This is a genomic window from Sinomonas atrocyanea (genome assembly GCF_030812675.1).
Taxonomy (GTDB): domain Bacteria; phylum Actinomycetota; class Actinomycetes; order Actinomycetales; family Micrococcaceae; genus Sinomonas; species Sinomonas atrocyanea_B.
The window spans coordinates 315427-340848 of the sequence record NZ_JAUSTE010000002.1 but is presented as its reverse complement, the minus strand read 5'-3'; the positions used below and the strand labels follow the sequence as shown (position 1 = coordinate 340848).

23 protein-coding genes are annotated in these 25422 nt (G+C 71.5%); 7 read left to right on the top strand and 16 right to left on the bottom strand.

The features are described from left to right. Nucleotides 1-81: 81 nt before the first annotated feature. The 3 genes from J2W20_RS05370 to J2W20_RS05360 form a co-directional block, all read right to left on the bottom strand. Nucleotides 82-729 carry a GntR family transcriptional regulator gene (locus tag J2W20_RS05370; protein WP_307005261.1) on the bottom strand — a complete coding sequence of 216 codons (648 nt, stop codon included), beginning with the start codon at nt 727-729 and terminating at the stop codon, nt 82-84. A gap of 31 nt (nt 730-760) precedes the next feature. Beyond that, nucleotides 761-2338: a succinic semialdehyde dehydrogenase gene (locus tag J2W20_RS05365; protein ID WP_307005259.1), complete on the bottom strand. Its 1578-nt coding sequence runs from the start codon at nt 2336-2338 to the stop codon at nt 761-763. A 63-nt stretch (nt 2339-2401) separates the two neighbouring features. Continuing rightward, nucleotides 2402-2731 (bottom strand): hypothetical protein, encoded by a 330-nt coding sequence (locus tag J2W20_RS05360; RefSeq protein ID WP_307005257.1) that lies wholly within the window; start codon nt 2729-2731, stop codon nt 2402-2404. Nucleotides 2732-2851: 120 nt separating this feature from the next. On the opposite strand from J2W20_RS05360, the gene J2W20_RS05355 reads away from it, so the two are divergent. Beyond that, nucleotides 2852-3631 carry an isocitrate lyase/PEP mutase family protein gene (locus tag J2W20_RS05355; protein WP_307005255.1) on the top strand — a complete coding sequence of 260 codons (780 nt, stop codon included), beginning with the start codon at nt 2852-2854 and terminating at the stop codon, nt 3629-3631. 18 nt (nt 3632-3649) lie between these two features. Here J2W20_RS05355 and J2W20_RS05350 read toward each other — a convergent pair whose 3' ends face one another. The 3 genes from J2W20_RS05350 to J2W20_RS05340 all read right to left on the bottom strand — a co-directional run bounded on the left by J2W20_RS05350 (nt 3650) and on the right by J2W20_RS05340 (nt 5209). Continuing rightward, the gene (locus tag J2W20_RS05350) at nt 3650-3952 is read right to left on the bottom strand and encodes a hypothetical protein (RefSeq protein WP_307005253.1); all 303 of its coding nucleotides are present in this window, start codon (nt 3950-3952) and stop codon (nt 3650-3652) included. A 41-nt stretch (nt 3953-3993) separates the two neighbouring features. Continuing rightward, on the bottom strand, nt 3994-4296 hold the full coding sequence (locus J2W20_RS05345; RefSeq protein ID WP_307005251.1) for a hypothetical protein: 303 nt from the start codon (nt 4294-4296) through the stop codon (nt 3994-3996). Nucleotides 4297-4465: 169 nt separating this feature from the next. Beyond that, nucleotides 4466-5209, bottom strand: a complete 744-nt coding sequence (locus J2W20_RS05340; protein WP_307005249.1) for a DUF981 family protein — start codon at nt 5207-5209, stop codon at nt 4466-4468. 107 nt (nt 5210-5316) lie between these two features. Between J2W20_RS05340 and J2W20_RS05335 the strand changes: the two genes are divergently transcribed. Beyond that, nucleotides 5317-5931, top strand: a complete 615-nt coding sequence (locus J2W20_RS05335) for a TetR/AcrR family transcriptional regulator (protein ID WP_307005247.1) — start codon at nt 5317-5319, stop codon at nt 5929-5931. A 21-nt stretch (nt 5932-5952) separates the two neighbouring features. Here J2W20_RS05335 and J2W20_RS05330 read toward each other — a convergent pair whose 3' ends face one another. Continuing rightward, on the bottom strand, nt 5953-6798 hold the full coding sequence (locus tag J2W20_RS05330) for an SDR family oxidoreductase (RefSeq protein WP_307005245.1): 846 nt from the start codon (nt 6796-6798) through the stop codon (nt 5953-5955). Nucleotides 6799-6930: 132 nt separating this feature from the next. Here J2W20_RS05330 and J2W20_RS05325 point away from each other — a divergent pair, with 132 nt between their 5' ends. Further along, entirely contained in the window at nt 6931-7131 is a 201-nt protein-coding gene (locus J2W20_RS05325; RefSeq protein WP_307005243.1) for a hypothetical protein, read from the top strand. Between the two features lie 62 nt (nt 7132-7193). Then, complete coding sequence (locus J2W20_RS05320) at nt 7194-10352, top strand: DUF3427 domain-containing protein (RefSeq protein ID WP_307005241.1); 3159 nt, start codon at nt 7194-7196, stop codon at nt 10350-10352. Nucleotides 10353-10617: 265 nt separating this feature from the next. On the opposite strand, the gene J2W20_RS05315 is transcribed toward J2W20_RS05320, so the two are convergent. The 3 genes from J2W20_RS05315 to J2W20_RS05305 all read right to left on the bottom strand — a co-directional run bounded on the left by J2W20_RS05315 (nt 10618) and on the right by J2W20_RS05305 (nt 13587). After that, nucleotides 10618-11820 (bottom strand): globin domain-containing protein, encoded by a 1203-nt coding sequence (locus J2W20_RS05315; RefSeq protein WP_307005239.1) that lies wholly within the window; start codon nt 11818-11820, stop codon nt 10618-10620. 82 nt (nt 11821-11902) lie between these two features. Continuing rightward, nucleotides 11903-12439: a DivIVA domain-containing protein gene (locus J2W20_RS05310; protein WP_307005237.1), complete on the bottom strand. Its 537-nt coding sequence runs from the start codon at nt 12437-12439 to the stop codon at nt 11903-11905. Then, nucleotides 12436-13587 carry a globin domain-containing protein gene (locus J2W20_RS05305; RefSeq protein WP_307005235.1) on the bottom strand — a complete coding sequence of 384 codons (1152 nt, stop codon included), beginning with the start codon at nt 13585-13587 and terminating at the stop codon, nt 12436-12438. The genes J2W20_RS05310 and J2W20_RS05305 overlap by 4 nt, the downstream gene beginning before the upstream one ends. Nucleotides 13588-13908: 321 nt before the next feature. On the opposite strand from J2W20_RS05305, the gene J2W20_RS05300 reads away from it, so the two are divergent. After that, a complete protein-coding gene (locus J2W20_RS05300; RefSeq protein ID WP_307005234.1) occupies nt 13909-14799 on the top strand; it encodes a hypothetical protein in 891 nt (296 codons plus the stop codon). A 62-nt stretch (nt 14800-14861) separates the two neighbouring features. Here J2W20_RS05300 and J2W20_RS05295 read toward each other — a convergent pair whose 3' ends face one another. Next, on the bottom strand, nt 14862-16217 hold the full coding sequence (locus J2W20_RS05295) for an MFS transporter (protein ID WP_307005233.1): 1356 nt from the start codon (nt 16215-16217) through the stop codon (nt 14862-14864). 530 nt (nt 16218-16747) lie between these two features. Here J2W20_RS05295 and J2W20_RS05290 point away from each other — a divergent pair. Together J2W20_RS05290 and J2W20_RS05285 are read left to right on the top strand one after the other, a co-directional pair. After that, entirely contained in the window at nt 16748-17044 is a 297-nt protein-coding gene (locus J2W20_RS05290) for a hypothetical protein (protein ID WP_307005231.1), read from the top strand. After that, on the top strand, nt 16974-17870 hold the full coding sequence (locus J2W20_RS05285) for a phosphotransferase (RefSeq protein WP_307005230.1): 897 nt from the start codon (nt 16974-16976) through the stop codon (nt 17868-17870). The genes J2W20_RS05290 and J2W20_RS05285 overlap by 71 nt, the downstream gene beginning before the upstream one ends. Before the next feature lie 41 nt (nt 17871-17911). On the opposite strand, the gene J2W20_RS05280 is transcribed toward J2W20_RS05285, so the two are convergent. The 5 genes from J2W20_RS05280 to J2W20_RS05260 form a co-directional block, all read right to left on the bottom strand. Continuing rightward, nucleotides 17912-19834 (bottom strand): FAD-binding monooxygenase, encoded by a 1923-nt coding sequence (locus J2W20_RS05280; RefSeq protein WP_307005228.1) that lies wholly within the window; start codon nt 19832-19834, stop codon nt 17912-17914. A gap of 153 nt (nt 19835-19987) precedes the next feature. Continuing rightward, complete coding sequence (locus J2W20_RS05275; RefSeq protein ID WP_307005226.1) at nt 19988-20764, bottom strand: IclR family transcriptional regulator; 777 nt, start codon at nt 20762-20764, stop codon at nt 19988-19990. 9 nt (nt 20765-20773) lie between these two features. After that, complete coding sequence (locus J2W20_RS05270) at nt 20774-23962, bottom strand: beta-phosphoglucomutase family hydrolase (protein ID WP_307005224.1); 3189 nt, start codon at nt 23960-23962, stop codon at nt 20774-20776. Between the two features lie 69 nt (nt 23963-24031). Then, entirely contained in the window at nt 24032-24526 is a 495-nt protein-coding gene (locus tag J2W20_RS05265; protein ID WP_307005222.1) for a PaaI family thioesterase, read from the bottom strand. 82 nt (nt 24527-24608) lie between these two features. Further along, the gene (locus tag J2W20_RS05260; RefSeq protein ID WP_307005220.1) at nt 24609-25382 is read right to left on the bottom strand and encodes an SDR family oxidoreductase; all 774 of its coding nucleotides are present in this window, start codon (nt 25380-25382) and stop codon (nt 24609-24611) included. Nucleotides 25383-25422: the final 40 nt, after the last annotated feature.

The window sequence follows — 25422 nt, the reverse complement described above, 5'->3', positions numbered from 1 at the left end:
CCCCCAGCACCGACAGGCGGGACCCGCCTCACCGGAACCATCCCCGGCGAGGCGGGTCCCGCCGTCGTCCGCTGAATCGGCTCAGAGCGCGGCGCGGACCAGGTCCTCGAAGTGCGTCACGTGCTCCTCGGCGAGCTTGGCCGCCCGCTCGGGGTCGCCGTCGATGATGGCCTGGACGAGCTCGGCATGCTCGTGGACGTTGCCCGCGATCGGCGCGAGGCCGGCCAGGACGAAGTTCCACATCCTCTGGGACAGGCTGAAGTACTGGATGAGTGTCGCCTCGACGTACGAATTGCGCATGGTCGCGTAGATGGCCCGGTGGATGCGCTCGTCGAGCGTCATCGCCTCCTGATTCGAACCGCTGCCCTCCTGGGCGAGCTCGGCCAGGCACGCCCCCAGAAGGGCGCGGTCGTCATCGGTCACGTGCTCGGCGGCCTTGCGCGCGGCGAAGGCCTCGAGCACCCGCCGCGCGTCGGAGATGGCGCGCAGGTCCTTGATGTTCACCTCGGAGATGATGGTCCCGCGTCGGGGATAGACCGTGAGCATGCGATCGGACTCCAGCCGCTTGACCGCCTCGCGCATGGGGGTGCGGCCCACGCCGAGCTCCCGCATGAGTGCGTCCTCGTCCAGCGCGGACCCCGGGGGGAGACGCATGTCGATGATGCGCTCCCGGAGTTCCACGTACGCGTGCTCGGCCAGCGTACGGCCGGCGCCATTGGCAGTTCCCACGTACCAGATATATCAGACTGTGGCCAGCAGGTCAGCGGAAGCGGTTCAGCACGCGCACGGCGCCCGTGAGCAGGTCCGCGTACCGCTCGTTGGCCATCCCGGGCAGGGGAGCGAAGCGCAGGAGCCGCTGCACGGAGACGGTCTGCGCCTCGGTGTACTTCAGCAGGCCCTCGGCCCCGTGCCGCCTCCCCACCCCCGAGGCCTTCCACCCGCCCATCGGTGCGGAGAGGGAGCCCCACGAGGCGGCGTAGCCCTCGTTGACGTTGACCGTGCCGGCCTCGAGCCGCGCGCCGAGCTCCGCACCCCGGGCCGCCCGGGTCCACAGGCTCGCGTTGAGCCCCAACTCGCTGTTGTTGGCCCGGGCGATCGCCTCCTCCTCCGAGGCCACCGGGTAGATCGCCACGACCGGGCCGAAGGTCTCCTCCCGGCACAGGGCGGCCGTCTCCGGGACGTCGGCGAGCACGGTGGGGGCGAAGAAGTAGGGCCCCAGCTCGGGCCGGGGGCCGCCGCCGGCCAGGATGCGGGCGCCCTGGGCCACAGCGTCCTCGACGTGCGCCCGCACCTTCGCGAGCTGGGCATCCGAAATCAGCGAGCCCATCTCCGCGTCCCAGCCGGCTCCGCCCGCCACGCGCATCCGCCCGACCTCGCCCAGGAACGCCTCGGTGAACCGTGCGCGGACGGCCTCGTGCACGTAGATCCGCTCGGGGCCGATGCACAGCTGCCCCGCGTTGGCGAAGCACGCCCGGGCGGCGCCGGCGGCTGCCGCGGGGACGTCGGCGTCGGCGAGGACGATGAGGGGGTTCTTCCCGCCCAGCTCGGCGGAGAAGCCGATGAGCCGCTCGCCGCAGCGCGCCGCGACCTTCCGCCCGGTCGCGCTGGAGCCGGTGAACATGATGTAGTCCGCGGCCTCGACCAGCGCGGGCCCGGCCTCGTCCCGCGCGCCCACCACCACCTGGGCCACACCCTCCGGCAGCCCCGCCTCGCGCAGGAGCGAGAGGGCGAGCAGCGCGCTGAACGGCGTCTTCTCGTCGGGCTTGATCACCACGGCGTTGCCGGCGAGGAGGGCGGGAACGGAGTCGCTCGCCGGGAGCGTGAAGGGGTAGTTCCACGGGGTGATGACGCCGACAACGCCCTTGGGGTGGCGGCGCTCGGTGGTCTGCGTGAGCACGGGGAACGCGCCGCCGCGCCGGCGCGGGCGCAGCAGGCCCGGCGCCGTGTGCGCGTAGTACGCCGCGGTGCGGGACGCGTCCATGGCCTCCTCGAGCGCGGCGAGCCGGGCCTTCCCGGTCTCGGCCTCGATGACGTCGAGGATCTCGTCGCGCCGGTCGAGCACGAGCGAGGCGAAGCGGCGGACGACGGCGGCCCGCGCCTTCGCGGGCGTCCTCGCCCAGGCCTTCTGCGCGGCGCGCGCGCGGGCCACGGCCACATCGATCTCGGCCCCGGAGGCCTGGCGCACGGCGCCGAGCGGCCGGCCGTCGGCCGGGGCGGTCACCTGGAGCGCGGGGCCGGTGCCGGTCGCGAGGGCGGCCAGGCCTGCGAAGGCCGGGGCGCCCCCGGCGGAAGGCGAGGGGTGCGCGGAGGGGGCGGGCGTCGTCGTCCGGGAGGTCATGCATACGAGGGTAGCGCCGCGCCCCCCGCGATAGCTACTGGTCAGTAACTATTGCGCGGGCGGTCAGAGGAGCGGTCCCCAGTCGGCGATCGGGATGTAGACGAAGGCGGCGATGGCCGCCGCCGTCAGCGCCACCGCGAGCATCAGGACCAGCTCCGAGCGCTCGCCGAGGAGGACGGCCACCCAGTGGGCGCCGGCGACGAAGGCGGTGGTGAGCGCGATCCCGAACAGGAGGTAGCTGCCGGCGTCCTGGCCGGGGACGCCCAGCACGCTGACGGCGGCCTCGGCGGCCACGAAGCCGAGGACGGGGGAGACCGCGATCAGGCCGAGGGAGAACAGGGCGTTCCGGCCGCGGCGCGTCGTGGGGCGCCAGCCGTGGAATCGCCGGGTCACTGTCTCGGGCCTCCTTCGTTCCCTAGAGCGTATCGCCCCCGCCGCGGGACGCCGCTGGCGCCCGGCCCCGTCCATGCCGGAGGCTGGTGGTGCAGATCGGTCCCGAGAAGGAGAAGAAGCATGGCTGGGAACACCACCGCAGAGCGCGCGCAGACCCTCAAGGCGCTGCACGAGGCGCCGGAGATCCTCCGCGTCGTCAACGTCTGGGACGCCGTCAGTGCAGCCACGGTCGCCGCACTCCCCGAGACGAAGGCCATCGCGACGGCCGGCCACTCGATCGCGGCCTCCTACGGCTACCCCGACGGTGGGATGCCGCTGGAGACGGCGCTTGCGGGCATCAAGGCGGTCGTCGACGCCGTGGACCTTCCCGTGACGGCGGACCTCGACGATGGGTACGAGGACCCGGCCGAGACGATCCGCCGGGCGATCGGCCTCGGCGTCGTCGGCGCGAACGTCGAGGACCGGCTCCGGCCGTTCGAGGAGGCTGTGGCCCGGGTGCAGGCGATCACCGCGGCGGCCCGGGACGAGGGGATCGAGTTCCAGCTGAACGCCCGCACGGACGCGATCGTGCGCGGCGGCGGCCGTCCTGTCGAGGAGAGCATCCAGGACGCCGTCCGGCGCGGACGGGCCTTCCTCGACGCCGGTGCCGCCCTGGTGTTCGTCCCGGGCGCCCTCACCCGCGACGTCGTCGAGCCGCTCGTGGAGGGGCTGGGGGCAGGGAAGCTGTCCGTGATCGGCGCCCCCGGCGCGCTGCCCGCAGCCCAGATGCAGGAACTCGGAGTCGCGCGCATCTCCTACGGGCCCTTCACCCAGCGCGTGGCACTCCGGGCGCTCCGTGACCTTGCCGCCGACCTCTACGGCGCCGGCGTCATCCCCGAGGACACGCCGGCCCTGAACTGACCCGGCGGCCGCCGGGTCTCAGACCTCGAGGCACTCGTTGATCTGGATGGTCGCGCCGAGGGCGAGGAACGGGTGGTCCTCCAGGAGTGCCCGCACCTCGGAGGCCGAGCGGGCCTCGACGATCGAGTACCCGTCCACCTCCATCTGCGCGCCGGGTGCACCCTGGGCGAGCTGGCCCACCACGAAGAGGGGCGCGCCGAAGTCGACCATGGCAGCACCGAGGGCCTTCTCCGCCCACGCCCGGAAGTCGCGCCGGTCACCGGCCACCCGCTCCAGGTCCGGATAGGGCAGATTGTGGTACGTGACGAGGAAGCGCGTCATGGCAGGCTCCTTCCGCTGCTGCTCGCCGGCCCGGCCGGGGGTCAGATCTCGACGCACTCGTTGATCTGGATGGTCCCCCCGCGGGCGAGGTAGGGGTGGTCAGCGAGCAGCGCGCGGGCGTCGGCGAGGTCGCGCGCCTCGATGATCGTGTAGCCGTCGATCTCCACGGCGTCGGTGGCCTGGCCGTCCGAGAGCTGGCCGCCGAGCAGCAGCGGGGTGCCGAAGTCTACCAGCGCCGCGCCGAGCGAGCTCTCGGCCCAGGCCCGCAGGGCTCCCCGCGAGGCCTCGACCACCTCGCGCTCGGGGTAGGGCATGCCGTGGTAGGTGATGAGGAAGCGAGTCATGGCCGGTCCTTCCGCGGTCCGTGCCGTAAAGGTACTGCCGATCGGAGCTGGGGTGTAGGGCCGGGGCGCCCTTCTCCGAGGCGCCGCGCGTCGCGGTCCCGGCGCTGAGCGGAGACAGCAGCGCACCCCGGGGCCGTGGCCTCGGGGTGCGCGCGTCCGGCAGGGCGCGTCACATCGTGTTCACGATGAGGCCGATGTGCGTGAAGAAGTTCATGGCGCCGAAGAGCAGGAACACGATGCCCGCGATCATCCACGAGGCCCCGATCCAGCGCACGATCCCCTGGTGCCGGTAGCCGGCGCGCAGCTGCCGAACGGCGAACGGGAACAGCACGGCCCCGAGCCCCACGAGGGCGAACAGCAGCGACATGAACGTCGCCTCGAGCCAGGGCCACTGGGCGAAAGCGCCCGAAATGGGCTCCTGCGGCGGGGCGGCGAAGAGCTGGTACGTGATGCCCGCGGCGGCGATGCCGAACAGGCTCAGGCCGAGCCCGCCGACGAACCAGGAGATCGGTCGCGCCACCCGCGCGGCTTCGGCCACGGGGTCAGCAGCCTCGCGGACCAGAGTGCCGCGCTTCCAGAGGTAGAACGCCGCGCCCAGCAGGAGCGCGCTGAGGCCGAGGCTCGTCTCGCCGAAGATCACGTTGTCGAACGGGAAGCCGCCCTTGGCGAGCGGCCAGGTGAGGGTCATGTGCAGACCGGTGGGGAAGAGCACGAGGCCGAGGACGCCCAGGGCCACCGCCCAGCCGTCGGTCTGGAGCGGCTCCGAACCGGCGACTCCTGCGGTGCGCGCCCTGATGAGGTCCTTGCCGAGCACCACGAGCGCGATCAGCGCCGCGCCCGCGGCCACCGACATGATGGTGTTGTAGGTCGGCATCGTCGACCAGTCGATCTTCAGTCCCATCGGAACCGACATGTCCTACTCCTTGGTCAGTGCGGGTCCCCAGCAAGAACCCATACAGATGTATAGATACTTGCCTCAGCAATCGGCCCGCGGGATTTATTCCGGGCACAATGGGCAGGATGGAGGGCAAGCAGGAGCGCAGCCGCGAGCGCAAGCGGCGCATGGCCGAGGCTGCGGCCCGGCTGCTCATCTCGGACGGGCCGGCCGCGATCACCCACCGGCGGGTGGCCGAGGCCGCCGGGCTCGCCCCGGGCTCGGGCAACTACTACTTCACGAGCAAGCAGGCCCTCTACGCCGCGGCAGTCGAGGGCGCGGAGGAGCTCCGCTCACGGGAGGCCCAGGCGAGGGCCGGGGCCCTCGAGGCGCGCCCCCGCAGCCTCGAGCAGATCGCGCGGGAGCTCATGGACGTGTTCTTCGCCCCCGGGCTTGCCGCCGACGTGGTGCCGCTCCGCCTTCTGCCCATGCTGGACGCAGGCCGCGACCCCGGCCTCCAGCAGATCATGAGCGCCCACCGGCCGCGGCTCGCACGGGCGGTTGCCACGGCCCTCGAACGCATGACCGGTCGCGGCCTCGCGGAGGCGGACGTCGAGCTCGTCATGCAGGTCATCGCCGCCTCGCTGCTCCACGCCGATGGCACGGCCCCGGGTGGCGGGCTGGATTCCGCGGCCGCGACGGTGGCCCGCGTCCTCGGGCTCTTGGGAGTGCGGGCGCCATCGGGTCCGTCCGCGAGCTGAGGGAGGCCCTAGCGTTCCGGCCTACTGCGCCAGCAGCACCTCTTTGAAGCTCATCGGGCGGCGTCCGGTGATGGTCTGGACGTCGTCGCTGACGTGCTCCATTTCCCCGGCGGCGATCGCGGTGTAGGTGGAGACCCAGGCGTCGTACTGCCAGTCCGGCGCCGGCCACTTCCTGCGGGACTCGTAGGCCTCGGCCACCGTCTCATCGTGGAAGGTGACGGTCCGGCCGCGGACAGCGGAGATGATGTGCGCGATCTGGCCCATGGTGAGGGCCTCGGGGCCGGTCAGGGTGTAGGTGACCCCGGCGTGGGCGGCTGGGTCGAGCATCACCGCGGCGGCGCAGCGCGCCACGTCCGCCTGGGCGACCACCGCCGCGGCTCCGCTGCCCGCGGGGCCGCGGAGCACGCCGTCGTCCCCCACCATCGCCTCGAGGAAGTCGGCGTAGAGGCAGTCCCGCAGGAAGGTGTGGCCGAGGCCGGCGGCCTTGATGTACTCCTCGGTGGCGAAGTGGTCCCGGGCGAGGGTGAAGGTGGCGTCCGGGGCGGCCCCCATGAACGAGGTGTAGACCACGTGCCGCACCCCGGCGGCCGCTGCCGCGTCGATGAAGCTGCGGTGCTCGTCCATGCGGGTCTCGCTCTCCCGGCCGGAGACCATGAACAGCGTCTCGACGCCCTCGAGCGAGCGCTCGCAGAGGGTCCGGTCGCCGTAGTCGGCCGCACGCACGACGGCGCGCGGCAGCTCGGGTGCCTTCGCCGGGTTCCGGGGGAGCAGCACCAGAGCCTCGCCCCGCTCGGAGAGGAGCCGGGCCACGTGCGCGCCGATGGTGCCCGTGACGCCGGTGATGCCGAGGGTGGGGGAGCAGTCCATGGTTCGAGCGTAGCCCGGGCCACGGTGGTTGAGCGGAGCGAAGCGGAGTCGAAACCCCGGCGGTTGAGCGGGACTGAAACCCCAAGCAAACCAAAACCCCCAAACTCCGCCGTCCGGGTCTACAGTGTGGCCATGACAGAGCAGCGCGACACCGCCGATGAGCCGGCGGAGGACGAGGTCGAGTACCCCGCCGCGCAGGAAGGCGACGGTCCCGGCGACTCCGGCGACGACGCCAACGCCCTCCGCTTCACCGAGGAGGAGCAGCTCATCCACGAGCAGATCCGCCGGCACCGCGAAGAGGCGGAGCGGAAGAAGAGGGCGGGGCAGGGGTAGCGCTTCGGTGCACTGGTGGGCCTCGGCGCCGAAACGTCGGTCCCGCCGAATAGGCTGACCTGGTGAGCGATTCTGGGGAAATTGGGAACGACGGCGGTCTGCCGGACGGGCTTTACGAAACGCTGCGCACTGAAGCGCTCCAGCGACGCGTAGTGGCCTTGCACCCTGGCCGCACCACGACTTTTGAGGAAGTCCCCGAAGCAGAAGTTCCCGAAATCCTCGCGCGCCATATCGGTGAGGCGGTCCGGGAAAGACTCGCGTCTGATCGGGCCGAGGATCGAGTCGCGACCGCCAACCGGCTCCTGGCTTCGATCACGAGTCCTGACGCCGCAGACATTGTCCTGGCGGGCCCCGAACTTCTCCATGCGGTGTACGACTCGACGGATGTCCGTCGCAGGGAATTGCGCCGGCCGACCACTCCGTTCAGCGACGCTGCACTCCTGACGGCCAGCCATGGCGATCCCAATCTCGCGCACGAACTGCGCCGTGAAATCGAGTCAGCGAGTTCAGTCGACCTCATTTGCGCGTTCATCAAGTGGCGTGGGCTGCGCCTCCTCGAATCGGAATTGCGTGCGCTCAAGGAGCGCGGAATCAAGCTCCGGGTGATCACCACGACGTACATGGGAGCGACCGAGCGGCAGGCCATCGACGAACTCGTGCGGCGTTATGGCGCCGAAGTGCGGATCAACTACGAAGCGAATGCCACGAGGCTCCATGCCAAGGCCTGGCTGTTTCGCCGGGTGACCGGATTCGATACCGCCTACGTTGGCAGTTCCAACCTCAGCCAGCCCGCACTCCTGGACGGACTCGAATGGAACGTTCGGCTCTCGGGGATCGGCACACCCCGCCTGCTGCAGAAGTTCCAGATCACTTTCGACTCGTACTGGGAGGACCGGCGGTTTGTCCCGTATGACCCGGACAGGGATGCCCAGCGTCTGGATGAGGCGCTCCGCCGGGCAGGCGGCAGCGAACGCCGGCGAGACTTCGGCCCGACAGGCCTCGAGGTGGTGCCCTACCTGCACCAGCAAGAGATGCTGGACGACCTGGAATCTGAACGGTCAAAGGGGTACCACCGCAATCTCCTCGTGGCAGCGACGGGCACTGGAAAGACCGTGGTGGCCGCGCTCGACTACAGGCGGCTCGCCCAGGACGGCCGTGAAAAGCCGACCTTGCTCTTCGTTGCGCACCGCAGGGAGATTCTGGAACAGTCCCTCGCGACCTACCGCCGGGTGCTCAACGACGGTAGCTTCGGTGAGCTGCTGGTTGGCGGCGAAAAGCCTCGTGAATGGCGGCAGGTCTTCGCCTCGGTGCAGTCTCTCGATGCGGCACTCCTCGAATCTCTGAGGAGCCATGCCTTCGACATCGTGGTGATCGATGAATTCCACCACGCGGCGGCGCCGACGTATCGACGATTGCTCGAGGGCCTTGAACCACGTGAACTCCTGGGCCTGACCGCAACTCCCGAGCGCGGCGACGGGATCAGCGTCGCCGTCGAGTATTTCGGCGGTCGCACCGCGAGCGAGATGAGGCTTTGGGACGCGCTCGGGGAGGATCTCCTCGTCCCCTTCCACTATTTCGGAGTCGCCGACGAGGTCGACTTGTCGAACGTCGAATGGCGGCGTGGGAGCTACGACCTCAATCAGCTCAATGAGCTGTACACGGGAAACGATGCTCGTGCCGCCAAGGTCATCCAGTCACTCCGCGACAAGGTCCTGAGCACTGCCGATATGAGGGCCATCGGCTTCTGCGTCTCAGTCCAGCACGCGCAGTACATGGCCCAGGTCTTCATGCGAGCTGGGATTCCCGCTCTTGCGGTCTCCGGAAGCACTCCCGAGGAGGAACGAGCCGCCGCGCTGCGTAAGCTGCGCAGCCGCGACATCAACTGCCTCTTCGCTGTCGATCTCTTCAACGAGGGCCTCGACGTGCCGGAAATCGACACGATCCTCCTCCTGCGCCCGACGCAGAGCGCTACCGTCTTCCTCCAGCAGTTGGGTCGCGGGCTGCGCCGTGCCCCGGGGAAGGCGGTGCTTACCGTCTTGGATTTCATCGGGCAGCAGCATCGGGCCTTCCGGTTTGATGTGAAGTACCGCGCTCTGCTCGGCGTCGGGCGCAGGCGGCTCGGTCGGGAGGTCGAAGAGGAATTCCCATCGCTGCCCTCGGGGTGCCAGCTGCAGCTGGATCGTGTTGCCCAAGAAATCGTCCTCGACAACGTCAGATCACAGCTGCGACTCTCGCGGCGGGCAGTGGTCGAGGAGATCCGTTCCCATCGGACCACGGACCTCGCCGAGTACCTGCGCGAATCTGGAACCGAGCTGCGCGAGCTCTATCGCGGAACACGCGACTCGTGGACTGGCTATCTCCGTACGGCGGAGCTCATTAGCCCGGATTCGATCCTGGAGCAGGGCATCGCTGCGAAGCTCGCCGGCGCCGCGAGCGAGGCGGAACAGCAGATCCTGCGCAAGGTGTCCAGATTCCTCCATGTGGACGATATAGAGCGGGCTGAAGCTTACGCATCGCTCTTGCGCCCCAATGCTCCGCGCGTCGAAGACATGAACCGCCGCGAGCAGATCTTCGCCCGAATGCTGTACTTCAACCTTGAGCTTCAGGCGCAGTTCGGGGCGGACGATTCTGCGATCGACGCAGGTCTCGACCACGTCCGCAGCTTTCGCTGGGTGCGCTCCGAGATTGAGCAGATCGTCACCATCGCGGCGGACTCGGCGCGGCACACCCCGAGACCGCTGGGGCTGGAGCTTGCCCACATCCCGATTCAATCTCATGCGACGTACACGCGCCAGGAGCTCTTGGCCGCTTTTCAATTGGCAGGCCACCGGATCGGGAATCATCGAGAGGGTGTGGCTTGGTGCCCCGAAACGGGAGTTGACGCCTTCCTGGTCACACTCGAGAAGGATGAGAGAGACCACTCACCGACAACGCTCTACAAGGACTACGCGCTGAGTCCCGAGCTGTTTCACTGGGAATCACAGAGCTCAACGACGTCAGGATCGCCTGTGGGGCGCCGCTACCTGTCAGGCGGTTCTCACATTGTGCTCTTCACCCGACAGGCCGCCGAAGACGAAAGGGGCATGACCCAGCAGTACACATGCCTCGGCGTGGCTCGCTATGTCAGTCATTCAGGCGAGAAGCCGATCGGGATCACTTGGAAGCTGCACCGCCCGATGCCGGCCGACGTGTTCGCCGTCGCGAACTCCGTGGCGGTGTAGAGATTTGACGGCCGCGCCCGAGCCCAAGCACACCTACTCCCCGTACATCGAAGCGGAGGCCGCCTTCCGGCCCTGAAACTCATCGTGCCCGGGGGGTGTCGCCCGCTCATCATCTGGGTCTTCGCCCTCAGGTGGCACCTTCGGCCCTCCGCTGCCGCCCCGGCTCGGGCAATCGCCGCGCCCGCTGCGGACTGACCCTTCCCCGTACGACAAGGCGGCCCGCACCGGAAAGGTGCGGGCCGCCGTCGTGCGCCGAGGTGCGCTGCTACTCGGTGTCTGCCTGCCAGAGGTCGGGGCCGAACACCTCGTACTGGATCTTCTGGGCGGGGGTGCCGCGGCCGATCAGCTGGCTGCGCACCGCCTTCATGAAGGGCAGCGGGCCGCACAGGTAGTAGGTGGCGTCCGCGGGGAGCTCGACTGCGCTGAGGTCCATGAACCCCTCGTGCTCGCCGGCCGCGAGCTCCCGCCCGGGCAGCTCGAACCACGCCTCCAGGCTCGCGTTCGGCAGGGATCCGAGGTCCCGGGAGACCTGATCGCGCAGCGGGAAGCTATCCGGCGAGGCGCCGGCATGCAGGAACAGCACCTGGCGCTGGGAGCCCCGGGCCGCGAGGTGGCTGAGCATGCCTGCGAACGGGGTGACGCCGATGCCGGCGCTGGCGAACACCACGGGTCCGTCGCCCTCGGCGAGGACGACGTCGCCGAAGGGGGCGGAGAGGATGAGCTCGTCGCCGACCTCGAGGGAGTCGTGGATGAGGGTCGAGACCTCGCCCTCGGGACGCCCGGCGTCGTGCACGCGCTTGACCGCGAAGGTGCGGTGGTGGCCGTCGTCTGCCCGGGTGAGGCTGTACTGGCGGGGCTGGTGGAGCCGGTCCTTCGTGGGCATCTGGACGGTGACGTACTGGCCCGGCTGCGACGGATAGACGTCGCGCTCGTCGGTCCGCTCGACCACGATCGTGACGACGTCGTCCGTCTCGGGCCGCTTCTCGACCACACGCCAGGTGCGCCAGATGTTCTCCGGCTGGCCGCCGAAGTCCGCGTACAGCCCCCGCTCGAGGTTCATCAGGGTGTTGGCCATGAGCCAGTACACCTCGTCCCAGGCGGCGGCCACCTCGGGCGTGACGGCCTCGCCCAGCACATCCGCGATGGCCCAGAAGAGGTGCTCGTGGACCACCTCGTACTGCTGGGGGGTCACGGCGAGGGCGGCGTGCTTGTGGCTGATGCGGGAGAGCAGGGCCTCGGGCACCTCGCCCGGGCGCTCGAGGAGCATGGACGCGTAGGCGGCGACGGAACCGGCGAGGGCCTGCTGCTGCTGGCCGTCCGCCTGGTTCCCGCGGTTGAAGACGCCGTTGAACAGCTCCGGGTGGGCCTGGAAGAGGTGGTCGTAGAAGCGCTGGGCGATGGTCTGGATGTTCTCCCCGACTGCGGGAAGGGTCGCCTTGATGATCGGCGCGGACGTTTCAGAGAGCATGGCGGATTTACTCCTCATGGGCAGCACGAAGGGTGCCGTCGGGGTAGCAGGGGCTTGCGTCGACCGGGCTGGACGGGCAGGTTCAGCTGGGGCCCTGGGAGGGGCTGAGCTCCTTCTGGGCTCCGGGTACGTCGCCGAGCCGGTCGACCTGCTCGGCGAGGGCGTCGATGACGGCGCGGAGCTGGACCTGGGCGACCTTGGTGTAGGTGCGAACGTACTCGATCTCGTCGATGGGCGTCGTGTAGGCCGGGGCATCGGAGTCCTGCGCTGGCGCCGGCGGTGCGGGCTGACCGGTGCGGCTCTCGGCGGCCTGCTCGGCGCGGCGGAGGATCTCGCTGTACTGGGTGCGGGCGCTGGCCACGAGGTCCTTGGAGTACTGTTCGGCTTCTGCGACGAACTTCTCGGCGAGGACCTGTGCCTGGCTGATGATCGTGACCATCTCCTCCTTGCCGGCGCTCTGGCGGGCCTCAAGCTGGACGCGGTCGGCGTCCATCTGGTCCGAGACGGCCTGGAGGAAGCGGCGGACGGCCTGGGGGTCGTAGCCGTACTCCACCTGGTGGAAGGTGGCGGTGCGGACGTCGGACGGGCTGATCCGGGTTCCGTCGGTGGTGGTGGTCATCGTGTCCCTTCTAGCTGCTCTTCTCCGGTGGGGGAGGAATTGTCCTCGATGCCGGTGTAGTCCTCGTACCGGATGTCGTCGCGGGGTACCCCCGCTGAGAGGAGTTCGGCGACGGTGTGGGAGACCATGGCGCCCGAGCCGCACACCAGGGCCAGGCGTCCCGTGGAGGAGGGGTGCGCGGCGGCCGCGGTGCCAACCCAGCCGCGGTAGCCGGGGAAGGTCGTGTCGTCGGAGACGACGGGGTGGAACGAGAACCACGGCTCGCGGGTCGCGAGGTCCCTCAGCCGGGCCTCGTCGTAGAGGTTCCACGGGACGCGGGCGCCGTGGAACAGGTCCACGCGTGGGCCGGACCCGTCGCGTCGCCACCGGTCGGCAACGCCGTCGAGGACGGCGGAGAGCGGCGCCAGGCCGGTGCCGCCGGCCACGAGCAGGAGGTCGCGGCCGCCGTCGGCGGTGAGCTGCTCGCCGACGGGGGCGCCGACCCGGATCACGTCGCCCGGAGAGGTCTTGCGCACGGCCGCCGTGCTGAAGAGGCCGCCCGGGACGAGCTGGACGTGGAACTCCACGGTCCCGTCCGGCCGCGGCGCGTTGGCGGGGCTCAGGTAGCGCCACGTGCGCGGCAGGGCGGGGACCTCCACGGCGGCCGACTGGCCGGGCACGTAGGTGAAGTCCTGCGGCAGGCGCACCGTGAGGACAGCGACGTCGAGGCTGCGCCGGTCGACGGCGGTCACCTCGCCTTCCCACCAGGGCGGTGTCTCGTCCGAGGCGTCCTCGGCCGCGATGACCATGACCTTGGCGATGGTGCCATAGGCGTCCGCCCAGTCCCTCGCAACCGCGTCCGTCCACTCCGCGCCGAGGTAGCGCTGGAGCGTGGCGAGGAATGAAGAGCCCACCATCGAGTAGTGCTCCGGGATGACCGAGAAGCGCCGGTGGTCCCGGCCGAGCTGGCGCACGAACTCGCCGACGTCGTCGATCCGGTCGACGTGGCTGATGATGTGGCCCAAGGCCGCGAAGAGCTTGTCGCGCTGGGCGCCCATCGCTACGGGGAACATCTCCCGGAGTTCGGGGTGGTGTGCGAAGAGGTGGGAGTAGAAGTACAGCGGGACGTCGTCTCCCAGGGCGGCCGCGATCGACCACGTCCGCTTCAAGGCCCCAGAATCCACGTGGCCGTCCCTTCTGCGCTGTGCGCGGTGCCTGCATAGGTCGAATGAGGCTCTTCCGAGCCAGTCCCCCCATGCAGCCGAGGGCTGCCACCGAAGAAAACTACACGCCTGTTATGCCCAATTCCAAGTCGAGGGCCGGAGGGGCGCTTGCAGCGGCAGACCTCCCGGGGGCATGGCAGAGTGGGCATCTTCGGCCCGCGGCGGCCGCCGTCGTCAGTGGTTTCGACTCCGCTCAACCACCACGGGCGCCCGTCATCTGGGCCCCCTCGGTTGACCCTGCCCCGCGCGCCCCGGGAGGATTGATGGATGCCTACCACTCCTCCGGGCCTGACCCTGGCACTGCGGCTCGTCGGCGAGGGCGTCCCCGACGGGCTGGCCGCCGTGCTCGCCGAGGCCTGCGCACTCCCGCCCGGCCGCCGCACGGGCGACGCCGCCGGCTGCGTGCTGGACCAGGCCGGAACGCTGCGGGTGGTCGAGCTGCTCGAGGGCCAGCTCGGCCCGCAGGTGTCCACCCGGGACGCCGTGGTCGCGCTGCTGGGCGCCGGCGCGGTGCTGTTCGGGGCGGAGGAGTCCGCACGCCTGGTGCTCAAGCACATGCCGGCGGCCGAGCAGGCGCTGCAGGAGATGGCGCAGGAATCCGAGGAGGCGGCGTGGGAGGACCCGCTGCTGTCCGTGGAGGCCAAGGCCGAGCCCCTCATGGTGCGCGCGGCGCTCGAGATCGCCGCGGCGTCGGACCCGAACTTCAACCGCGAGCTGTACACCGACGAGTCGGTACTGATGCCCGGGTTCATGATCGTCCCGCAGGGCAACGCCGATCCCGTCGAGCTCAACGGTGCCCTGGTGAGCACCCCGGGCGGCTTCGTCTTCGTCCTCAGCGACGGCCTGCTCTCCGCGGAGACGGCCGGCCTCCTGCCCGTGGAGCGGCTCGGCAAGGGCGCGCAGGAGTTCCTGCTCGGGCAGATCAGCACCGCTGTGTTCCTCGTGCCGGACTCGGTCGAGGAGCTCGAGGCGGGGGAGGGGACCGAGCTGGGCCGTTCCCCGGACGGCGAGCTGTATGCCCACTTCGAGGTGCCCCCGCGCGGGGTGGTCAGCATCGGCCTGGTCTACTCGCACTGGCCCGCGAGCCGGCAGGAGGTCCTGCTCCGGCGGTTCGAGACCATCATGGAACGCGTCGAGGACGCCCTGCAGGCGGCGTGACGCAGCGGCGGCCCCGCACCGGAAGGTGCGGGGCCGCCGTCGTGCGCGGGGGGAAGCCCCGGTCAGTCCTCCGCGGCGACGGCCACGGCGGGAGCGGGGATCGGCTCGATCCGGCCCATGAGGAGCAGGTACGAGGCGAGGCCGCCCACGAGGGCGATGCCGCCGATGATGAACGCGTAGACGAAGTGCCCGGTGGCGTCGACGATGAAGCCGGTGACGATCGGGGCGGCGACGCCCGCGAGCAGGTTCACGCAGTTGACAATCGCCGCGAGGGAGCCGGCGCTGCCCTCGGGGGCGATCAGGGCCGGAAGCGAGTTGCTGGTCACGTAGACGAGGGCGATCCCGGCGCTGCCGATCGCGATCCACGTGATGGCCACGAGCGGGGAGTTGCTGAATGCGGCACCCACGGTGAACAGGGCCACGATCATCCCGGCGACGAGCACGCCCTTGCGGACCCTGTCCGGGTTGGCGCCGCGGCCGATGACCCGGTCGACCCACCAGCCGCCGATCGTGAGCTCGGAGACGAACATCGCCAGGGCCGGAACGGCGGCGTAGATGCCGCTCTGGAGCACGCTCTGGTTCATGCTCGTCTGCATGTAGCCGGGCAGCCACGTCAGGAGCATCCACAGCACGTAGCCCGCACCGGCCAGGCCCAGCGAGAGCCCCCAGACCTTGCGCTGGCGCAGGAGGTAGGCGATGGTCTTCCAGTCGCTCGCGGGGCGCACGTCCTCGCTCGTCGCGCCGCCCTCGATGATGTAGCGGTACTCCTCGGCGGAGAGCGTGCCCTTGGCCAGCTTGTGCTTGGGGCCGGTGTAGCGCCAGAGGAAGGCGCCCAGGAACACGAGGGAGAGGACCGCCTGGAGCCAGAAGGCCTCACGCCAGCCCCACGTGGCGACGGTGAAGGCGATCAGCGGCAGGCCCAGGACGTTGGCCAGGCGCGTCCCGCTGTCGAAGATCGCCGTGCAGAGCCCGCGCTCGTGCCGGGGGAACCAGAGTCCGGTCGCCTTCATCGCGCCGGGGAAGGCGGGGGCCTCCGCGACCCCCAGGAAGACGCGGGCGAGCACGATCACCCAGGCGCCGGAGGCGATGGCCGTCAGGACCGAGGCCACGGTCCACAGCACGGCGCTGGCGCCCCACACCTTCTTGACGCCGAACCGGTCCAGCAGCATCCCGGAGGGGATCTGCATGATCGCGTAGGACCACAGGAAGGCCGAGGAGAGGACGCCGAACTCGATCGCGGTGAGGCCGAACTCCTTGGTGAGCGGACCCTGGGTGACGGAGATCGAGAGGCGGTCCACGTAGTTGATGAGGATGCCGAAGCCCATCAGCAGCGCGACGCTCCAGCGGGCCTTGCCGCGCGGGCGCACCGCCTTGACCGCAGGCTCGTGGTGGGTGTTCTTGGATGCTTGAGACAGCAAAGGAAGCTCCTGGGCAATGAAGAGAAGGACTCACTGCACGAAGCCGGGCGTGGTGCGCTCCGGCCCGTGCGCGGCAGGCCCGCCGTGGCGGCGCCGCCGATGTTCAGCTGCGGTGGAGTGCTCTGCGTCGAACGTGGCGTCAGGCGAGACCGATGGGCGGCCGCGGACGGCCTGTCGGTCTCGGGCGTCCACGGACGATCAGAGTCTGGGGAAGGCGGCGACGTTGCCGGCGCTTCCCGGCGCGCACCGAACTCGCCTTCAGCGCGGCGCCAGCAGAGGGATTCATCGGATTGCCAATTTCTGTGTCGGCGAGGCGGCCGAGTGAGCTGCCTCACGTTCTGGATGGGTATACCCAGAGTAGGACCCTCACTTATGATTTCGCAAGAGGAAATTATGATTTCGCATTGCGGAATTAGTGTGAAGCGGGGGCGTTGCCTCTGGCCCGCGGGGAGCGCCGTCCGTAGGCTTGGCCCCAGGCGTCCGGCGAGCCGCCGGAGCACCGCCCAGGCACGGCGAAGGGGCTGGCACAGATGACCAAGACGCACGTCCACGAGTCACACAGGATCTCGGACCACGAGCACGGAGACGGCTGCGGCCACGAGGCGGTGGAGCACGGCGACCACGTCGACTACGTGCATGACGACCACCGCCACTTCCTCCACGGAGACCACTACGACGAGCACGAGCACGTCGCCGAGCACAGCGCCCAGGACCACCGGCACGGGCCCGGCTGCGGCCATGAGGAGATCCAGCACGGTGACCACGTCGACTACGTCCACGACGGCCACAAGCACGCCGAGCACGAGCACCACTACGACGAGCACTGAGGAGATCCCGCTCGCCGGCGGGGACGTCACCGAGGGGATCGTGCGCGTGGCGGACACGGTGCGCCGCCCCCTCGGCCCGCACTCGCCGCTCGTCCACGCCGTCCTGGCGCACCTTCAGGGCGTCGGCTTCGACGGCGCGCCGCGCTTCCTCGGGCTCGATGCGCAGGGCCGCGAGGTGCTGACCTTCATCGAGGGGGAGGTGGCGGGCCGGCCGCACCCGGCGTGGCTTGCCGATGATGCCCGGCTCGCCTCCGTGGCGCGCCTGCTGCGGGCGTACGACGACGCCATGGCCGGCTTCGCGCCGCCGGCGCACCTCCTCGAGCCGGTCGCCCCGCCGGAGCTGCCCGGCATCCCGCCGGAGCCGCACGCCGCGCCGGAGCTGATCGGGCACCTGGACATCACGCCCGAGAACGTCGTGTTCCGCGGCGGCGAGGCTGTGGCCCTCATCGACTTCGACCTAGTCCGCCCCGCCACCCGTGTCGACGAGGTGGTGAACCTCTGCCTCCACTGGGCGCCCCTGGCTCCCGAGCGGGACCGCAGCGGGGCGCTCAGGCGGGCCGACGCCGTCGTGCGCACCCGCCTCGCGGCGGACGCGTACGGGCTCGACGACGCCGCGCGCGCCCGCCTCGTCCCGACGGCGATCCGGCGGACCGAGCGGTCGTGGCACCTCATGCGCCACCGCGCCCAGACGCTCGGGGGCGGCTGGGCGCGGATGTGGGAGGACGGCGTGGGCGAGAGGATCCAGCGCCGGCTCGCGTGGCTCGAGGCCGAGGGGGAGCGGGTCAGCGCGGCGCTGGCGGGAACGCCGCATCAGGACATGCCCTGAAGATCGAGTCTTTGCGGCATGTCCTGATGCGGCGTTGAGGGCTACACGAGGGCGGCCGCGGGCAGCAGGATCCCGTCGAAGAATCCCGCGAGCTCGGCGTGGGCGTCGAGCGGCAGGACCTGGGCGACGTACTGGTCCGGGCGGACCACGACGATGGCCCCGCGCGCGCGGTCGATCCCGCGCTCGTGGAAGATGTCCCGGCCGGCCTTGAGGTCCGGGGCGAACATCTTCTCGTAGTCCACGAGCCCGAACCGGCCCTTGCACGGCTTGAGGAACGCCGGCAGCTTCTCCACCGCGAGGTCGCGGTGGCCCTGCTGGAACACGGCGCGGACGTCGAACACGGCATCCGGGTCGGCGCCGTCGGGCGTGAAGCGCCGCACCGGCGACTCGGGCGACTCGGCGAGGAAGCGGCAGAACCGGGCGATGCCGGAATCGGGGGAGTGGGGGTCGCCCGCGCCGGCGAAAGCGTAGATCCGCCACCGCCCGTCCGCCCGGGCCAGGTGCCCCAGGCCGGTCTCCTTCGCATCGGCGACCCGGACCACCGGCGCCGAGTAGAAGCGCTGTCCCACGGGGAAGCCGGCGGCGACGGACTGGTGCCTGCCGGGGTCCGTGAGCGGCCCGGCGGCGTACTCGGTCGCGAAGCCCGCTGTGAACCGGCCGGCCTCGGTGAAGATGCGCTGCTTCTCCGCCGCGTCCACGCCGCCGGCCTCGGGGTGATCGGGGTCCTTCGGCTTGGCCGCCATCATCGTGGAGAAGCGCAGGTCGAAGTCGATGAGCTCCTGCGCGATCGCGCGGCGCTCGCCGGCGTATGTGTCCAGGAGCGACTCCGGGCTGCGCCCCTCGAGCACCGCGGCCAGCTTCCAGCCCAGGTTGAAGCCGTCCTGCATCGAGACGTTCATGCCCTGGCCGGCCTTGGCGCTGTGCGTGTGGCAGGCGTCGCCGGCGATGAACACGCGCGGGGTGCGGGTGCCGCGCTCGGCGTCGGCCACGTCGTCGAACCGGTCTGCGATCCGCTGCCCCACCTCGTACACGGACCACCACGCAGTGTCCTTCACCTCGAGCGTGTAGGGGTGCAGGACCTCCTGCGCCGCCTCGACGATCGACTCGCGGGTGAACCGCCTGCGGGCCTCGCGGTCGCCCGGCTCGAGGTCGCCGAGGTCCACGTAGAAGCGGACCAGGTAGCCGCCCTCGCGCGGGATGATGAGGATGTTCCCCCCGGACGGCCCCTGGATCACGGACTTGAGCCGGATGTCGGGGAAGTCCGTCACCGCGAGCACGTCCATGACGCCCCACGCGTGGTTGCGCGCGTCGCCGCGCAGCTCGATCCCGAGCGACTTCCGCACCGCGGACCGTGCGCCGTCGCAGCCCACCACGTACTTCGCGCGCACGACGGCGGCGTCGCCGCCCTCGCACCGGAGGGTCACCTCCACGGGGTGGTCGCCACCCTCGGGCAGGACCTCGACGCCGGTGACCTCGAGCCCGTAGTCGGGGACGAGCCGGGAGGGGGAGGTGCGCATCTTCTCGAGGAGGTAGTCCTGCATGCGCGCCTGGTTGACGATCACGTGCGGGTACTCGGACAGGCCCTCGGCCACGTCCTGGATCCGGCCGGTGCGCCCGATCCCGCTGCCGGCCGGACCCCAGAACGCGGTCTCGTTGACCCAGTACGCCTCCCGCAGGAGCTTCTCGGAGAGGCCGAACGCGGTGAACATCTCCACCGTGCGGCAGGCGACGCCGTCGGCCTGGCCGATCTCGAGGGGGCCGCTCCTGCGCTCCACGACGCGTGTGGTGATGCCCGGGAACTCGGCGAGCTGGGCGGCGAGGACCACGCCCGCGGGGCCCGTGCCGACCACGAGCACGTCCACCTCCTCCGGCAGGGCGCCGCTGCCGGCGGCCGGCTCGACGCCGGGGGCCGCGGGCCGCTCTTCGGGGTCTCCGGGACGGTAGCCGTCAAGGTAGAACTGCACAGACGCTCCTCGTTGCTCGCACGGGCGCCCTCAGCGGTCCCGCAGTGGGGGTCGGCCCCGCGGGCGGCACTGCCCGCGGGGCCCTCCATCGAGGGTAGTGACAGGCATCACTGGTCAGGCGACTTTCTTCTGCTGTGCAGAAGATTGCCGGGCTCAGGGGGCGAGTTCGTGCCGGAGCGCCGCGCATGTGGCGTGCAGCGCGGCCACCGTCTCGGGCAGCTCGAGGGCGGCGGCCCGGGAGATGGGCGCGCTCAGCGTCACGGCGAGCGTCCCCGGCCGCTCGGGCAGGGCGAGCGCCGTGCCCACGGCGGCGATCTCGGGCTCGGTCCGGCCCAGGTTGAGCGAGTACCCGCGCTCCCGGATGCCCGCCAGCTCGCCGCGCAGGTCGGCCAGCTCGGCGGGGGTGAGGCCCTGGCCGCCCAGCTGGGCGCCGCGGCCGGTGTAGAGCTGGGCCACCACCGCGTCGGGCAGGGCGGCGAGGGCCGCGAGGCCGCCGGACGAGGTCCGCGCCGGCAGGACAGTCCCGGTGCGGTCGCCCACGCGGAGGAGCTGGGGGCCCTCGGCGGTGAAGAGGAAGCGCACGGCCGCGCCCACCCGCTCCACGAGGTTCACCGTCTCGCGGGTCTGCGCCGCGAGGGCCTCCAGGTGGGGCCGCGCCGCCGCGACGAGTCCGCGCACCTGCCGCTGCGCGGGCCCAGCCGCGAGGCTCGGGCCGGCCGTGTACCGGCGCTGGTCGTCCTGGAGGGCGAAGCCGCGGAACACGAGCGTGGACATGAGGCGGTGGGCGGTGGAGGGCGCGACCCCGAGCTCGCGCGCGGCGTCGGCGATCCGCAGCCACTGGCGCTCCTGCAGCAGGAGCAGGATCCGCAGCGCGTTGTCCACCGAGTCCACGGCGTAGGCGGGCCGCTTGACGATCCGGATGTTCTGCACAGCAGAATGCTAGGCGTCGGCGGGGCCTTCGGCCAGAGGTGCGAGGGAGAAGCGATGGGAGGTGCCCGGGTGGAGGAGTGCCTCCTCGGCGTTCGCCCGGAGCCGGACGGGCGCGGCGTCGCCCGGGGCCGAGGCCACCTCGAGCGCCGCGTGGGTGAGGTGCACCTCGAGGAGCTGGTCCCGGTACCGCACCCGGAATGAGACCGAGCGCACCTCGCGCGGCAGCCGCGGAGCGAACACGAGGGCGTTGCCCGTCAGGCGCAGGCCCGCGAAGCTGCGCTGCACCACGTCGATCGAGCCGGCCATCGCGCCCAGATGGATGCCGGTCTGGGTCGTCCCGCCCTGGGTGTCGTCGAGGTCGGCGTCCAGGACCTCGCGGAACGTCTCCCACGCCCGTTCGGGGTCTACGCCCGCCAGCACCGAGGCGTGCGCCACGCGGCTGAGCGTGGAGCCGTGCGCGGTGCGGGCGAGGTAGCAGTCCACCGCCCGCTCCAGCTGGGCAACGGTCACGGTGTAGCCCAGGCGTGCCAGTACGGCGAGGAGCTCCTCCTCGCCGAGCAGGTAGAGCAGCATGAGCGTGTCCGCCTGCTTGGCGAGGCGGTAGCGGTTGGTGGTGTCCCCCTCGGCCTCGAGGATCAGGTCGAGCCGTTCGATGTTGTGGTACTTCTCCCGGTAGGCGTCCCAGTCCAGCTCGGCCAGGTCCCCGTAGCCGGCGAACTGGCTGATGATGCCGTCGTCGTGGAACGGCACCGCCAGACGCCGGCTCAGGCGCTCCCACCTCCGCACCTCCTCGGGGCCGATCGCGAGCCTGGCCAGGAGGTCCTCGCGGTCGTGGCCCTCGACGACCTCGAGGATGCGGCAGGCCTGCTGGCAGGTCCAGGCGGCCATGACGTTCGTGTAGGCGTTGTCGTCGAGCCCGGGCGCGTCCCGGTCCGGGTAGCCGGTGTGGTACTCGTCCGGGCCCATGACGCCGCGCAGGTGGAAGCGGTCCTCGGCGGCGTCGTGCTCCGCGAGCGAGGCGAACAACCTCGTCACCTCGACCACGAGCTCGGCGCCGTGCCGCAGCAGCCAGAAGCGGTCCTGGGTCGCCTCGAAGTACTGCCAGGCGCTGAACGCGACCGCCAGCCCCACGTGCCGCTGCAGCCGCGAGACGTCCGGGATCCAGTGCCCGGAGCGGCGGTTGAACAGCCACCGGGGGGTCTCCTCGCGCCCGTCGCTGCCGCTCTGCCAGGGGAAGAGCGCGCCCTCGAGCCCGGCCTCGGCCGCCGCGTGCCTCGCGGCCGGGAGCCGCCGCCAGCGGTAGGCGATGAGGGAGCGGGCCACGGCGGGGATCCGGGAGGTGATCAGGGGCAGGACGAACAGCTCGTCCCAGAACACGTGCCCGCGGTACCCCTCCCCGTGCAGCCCCCGGGCGGGCACGCCCACGTCCAGCTCGGTGACGAAGGGGGAAAGGGTCTGGAGCAGGTGGAACACGTGCAGGTTCACCACGGGCTGGACGTCCTTGGTGGCCTCGACGCCGACGGTGAACAGCCGCAGCACGCGCTCCCAGACCGCCGTGTGCGCGGCGGCGAGCTCGTCGAACCCGGCCGCCGACCGCTCGAGCGCCGCGGCGGCCCCCGTCCGGGGAGACGAGATGGCACGGTCCCGCGAGGTCGCGAACGCGCACGTCTTCGCGACCCGCACCGGGACCCCGTCCGCGAGCCGGAGGGTGAACTCGCGGTAGTGCAGCCCGCCCACGCGGCCCCCGGTCGACTCCGCGGGCACCCGCCCGTCCACGGTGTGGCGCAGGGCGACCGCGATGCGGACCCCGCTCTGGAGCGTCTCGGCCTCGATCACGACGCCGGCCGCGGCCTCCGCGTCCGCGTCGCCGCCGGCGGGGGTCACGTCGCGCAGGTGCCGGCGGGCCAGGAGGGCGTCCTCGAGCACGTTCTCGTTCGCCACGTCCACGTTCACCCCGCTGCGCAGCTCCGCCTCCCCGCTCCAGCCGTGGGCCGTCACGGTGGTCTCAAGGGCCATGAGCTGCTGTTCCGCCATCGAGACGAACCGGCGCTGCTCCACGCGGAGCCGCCGGCCGGCGTCGTCCTCGAGGTCCACCTCGCGGCGCAGCACCGCGGCGCCGAGGTCCAGCACGCGGCGCTCGCGTCGGACCGTGAGGCCGCCCCGCGACCACCACTCGCCCCCGGCGAGCCGGAGGTCCACGGGGAGCCAGTTCGGGGCGTTGACCAGATGCTCGTCCTCGGTCATCTGGTCCTGGACCAGGTTCACCACCCGGTTGTACACCCCGCTCAGGTACGTCCCGGGATATCCCGTGCCGCCGTGGATCGACTCGGGCGCGGCCCCGCGCACGCCGATGTATCCGTTCCCGAGCGTGGTCAGGGCCTCCCGGTGGCCCTCGTGGCCGGCGTCGAACCCCTCGTAGACGAGCGTCCACGGGTCCGCGAGCACGAGGCCCAGGTCCAGCTCGCCCACGTCCCCGAGTACGAGGTCGGCGCCCGCGTCCTCGAGCTCGGCGCGGCGGCCTGCGCGGTCGATCCCCACCACGAGTCCGAACCCGCCTCGGCGGCCGGCCCGGACCCCGGCCTCGGCGTCCTCGATCACCACGGCCCGGGCAGGATCCACGCCGAGGCGCCGGGCGGCCTCGAGGAAGAGGGCGGGATCGGGCTTGCCGGGGAGGCCGAGCACGGCCGCCTCGTTCCCGTCCAGGACGAGGTCGAACGCGTCCTGCAGGTGCGCCGCCGCGAGCACCGGGCGGGCGTTCCGGCTCGAGGTCGCGAGCGCCACGGGGATGCGGCCGGCGCGCAGCCTGGCCACGAGCCCGGCGGACTCGGGGAAGACCTTCACCCCGGACGCGGCCAGATGGCGGCCGAAGAGCTCGTTCTTGCGGGCTCCCAGCCCGTGGACGGTCCATGCCCCGGGCCCGTCGTGCCCGCTGCCGGCGGGCAGCGCGATCCCGCGGGCGCCCAGGAAGGCGGTGACTCCCTCCTCGCGCGGGCGCCCGTCCACGTACTCCAGGTAGTCCTCGTGCCGGAACGGGCCGGTGTCCGCGCCGGCGCCCACGCGGGGGTCGCGCAGGACCGCGTCGAAGAGCTCCCGCCAGGCGGCCTCGTGCACGGCGGCGGTGTCCGTGACCACGCCGTCGAGGTCGAAGATGACCGCACTGAACGGCGGCTGGATCGCTTCCACCGTGGGGGACCGCATGGCCCATGCCTACCAGTGGCGCGCGGCCACCTCAACTGTCTGCGCGGATCCGGCCAGTTCCGGGTCCGGCTACTCCTGGCCGGTCGGGGCCCCCTCGAGCAGGCGCTCCCCGATGTCCTGGCCCCGGCCGGCGGACGGCTTGGGGACGTAGGTGAAGGTCGAGGTGGCGAGGACCTTCCCGCCGGCGTCCGCCACGTCCACCGAGGCCACCACGATCGTGCGCCCCGCCCGCACGATCCGCGCCGTCGCGATCGCCGGCCCCACCCGCGAGTTGTCGATGAAGTTCAGGTTGGACTGCACGGCCAGCGGGAAGTGGCCCGGTTCCACGACCTGCATGGCCAGGAACGTCCCGGTGACGTCCGCCGCGCCGAACAGCGCCGTCGCCGCGAACATCCCGCCCGCCTGCCGCAGGCGCGCGGCGAGCGGCATGCGCATGGCGAGGGATGCGCCGTCGCACGCGTGCGGCTCGATGCCGAGGGTGTCCGTGATCTCCTCGAATCCGAGGCCCGCGCGGAACGCGTCCCATCGGATCACGAACTCCTCGAGGCTGGCGGGCACGGGCATGCGGGGTCCTTTCGCTCGGGCGGCCGGTCCGGGCGGATCCGGAAGCGGCGCGCTGGTGCCACCGATCGCGGGGGCCGGCAGGTTACTCGGCCGCGCCCGGCTGCGCGCCGGCCCGGGTCCGGTCGGCGATCCACGCGCCCACCCCGGGGCCGAGGATCTCGGCGCCGGCGGGGGCCAGGAGCGCGCCGCTCGCGAACGCGGGCAGCGGGGCGTCCACCGTGACCACCGGGCGCGGGTCGTGCTGGGCGCGCAGCAGCCGGCGCACGAGCTCGGGCAGCCGCACGGCCTCCGGGCCGGCGACCGTCGCGTCCCGGGCCTTCCTGCGCGTGGCCTCGCGGACCAGGACCTCGGCCACGGAGGTGACCGCGATCGGCTGGACGTACCAGTCCTGGACCGTGACGCGGTCCTCGGCGTAGTCCACGGCGCTCGAGCGCTCCGCGAACTCGAACCACTGGGCCGACCGGACCACGGAGACCTCGAGCCCGCTGTCCCGCGCGGCGTCCTCCTGGTCGCGCTTGGCCACGTAGTAGCTGAACGCGTCGAACTCCGGCTTCTCGATGTTCGCGATGGAGAGCAGGACGAGGCGCCGCACCTCGGCCTCGACGGACGCGTCCGCGAGGTTGCGGCCCGAGCGCACGACGGCGTCGAAGCGGCTCATGCTCTCATCCGGCGGTGCAGGGCTCGAGGCATCGATGGCCACGTCGACGCCGTCGAGCGCGTCGACGAGGCCCTCGCCCGTGACGAGGTTGACCCCGGCGCTGCGGGTCAGCACCACCACGTCGTGGCCCTGCTCGTCGGCCAGGGCGGCCACCCGCGCGCCGGCCGTCCCCGTTCCACCCACCACGGCGATCCTCATGGCTCCAGCCTAGAGCGCCGGTGCGTCTCGCTGGTCGGGC

What these genes read in the sequence shown, in the direction of transcription:
- J2W20_RS05330 (WP_307005245.1), bottom strand. Translation starts at nt 6,798, where the DNA reads ATGGACTGCTCCCCCACCCTCGGCATCACCGGCGTCACGGGCACCATC.
- J2W20_RS05350 (WP_307005253.1), bottom strand. Translation starts at nt 3,952, where the DNA reads ATGACGCGCTTCCTCGTCACGTACCACAATCTGCCCTATCCGGACCTG.
- J2W20_RS05310 (WP_307005237.1), bottom strand. Translation starts at nt 12,439, where the DNA reads ATGACCACCACCACCGACGGAACCCGGATCAGCCCGTCCGACGTCCGC.
- J2W20_RS05340 (WP_307005249.1), bottom strand. Translation starts at nt 5,209, where the DNA reads ATGTCGGTTCCGATGGGACTGAAGATCGACTGGTCGACGATGCCGACC.
- J2W20_RS05315 (WP_307005239.1), bottom strand. Translation starts at nt 11,820, where the DNA reads ATGCTCTCTGAAACGTCCGCGCCGATCATCAAGGCGACCCTTCCCGCA.
- J2W20_RS05290 (WP_307005231.1), top strand. Translation starts at nt 16,748, where the DNA reads ATGACCAAGACGCACGTCCACGAGTCACACAGGATCTCGGACCACGAG.
- J2W20_RS05335 (WP_307005247.1), top strand. Translation starts at nt 5,317, where the DNA reads ATGGAGGGCAAGCAGGAGCGCAGCCGCGAGCGCAAGCGGCGCATGGCC.
- J2W20_RS05365 (WP_307005259.1), bottom strand. Translation starts at nt 2,338, where the DNA reads ATGACCTCCCGGACGACGACGCCCGCCCCCTCCGCGCACCCCTCGCCT.
- J2W20_RS05260 (WP_307005220.1), bottom strand. Translation starts at nt 25,382, where the DNA reads ATGAGGATCGCCGTGGTGGGTGGAACGGGGACGGCCGGCGCGCGGGTG.
- J2W20_RS05265 (WP_307005222.1), bottom strand. Translation starts at nt 24,526, where the DNA reads ATGCCCGTGCCCGCCAGCCTCGAGGAGTTCGTGATCCGATGGGACGCG.
- J2W20_RS05345 (WP_307005251.1), bottom strand. Translation starts at nt 4,296, where the DNA reads ATGACTCGCTTCCTCATCACCTACCACGGCATGCCCTACCCCGAGCGC.
- J2W20_RS05355 (WP_307005255.1), top strand. Translation starts at nt 2,852, where the DNA reads ATGGCTGGGAACACCACCGCAGAGCGCGCGCAGACCCTCAAGGCGCTG.
- J2W20_RS05270 (WP_307005224.1), bottom strand. Translation starts at nt 23,962, where the DNA reads ATGCGGTCCCCCACGGTGGAAGCGATCCAGCCGCCGTTCAGTGCGGTC.
- J2W20_RS05300 (WP_307005234.1), top strand. Translation starts at nt 13,909, where the DNA reads ATGCCTACCACTCCTCCGGGCCTGACCCTGGCACTGCGGCTCGTCGGC.
- J2W20_RS05325 (WP_307005243.1), top strand. Translation starts at nt 6,931, where the DNA reads ATGACAGAGCAGCGCGACACCGCCGATGAGCCGGCGGAGGACGAGGTC.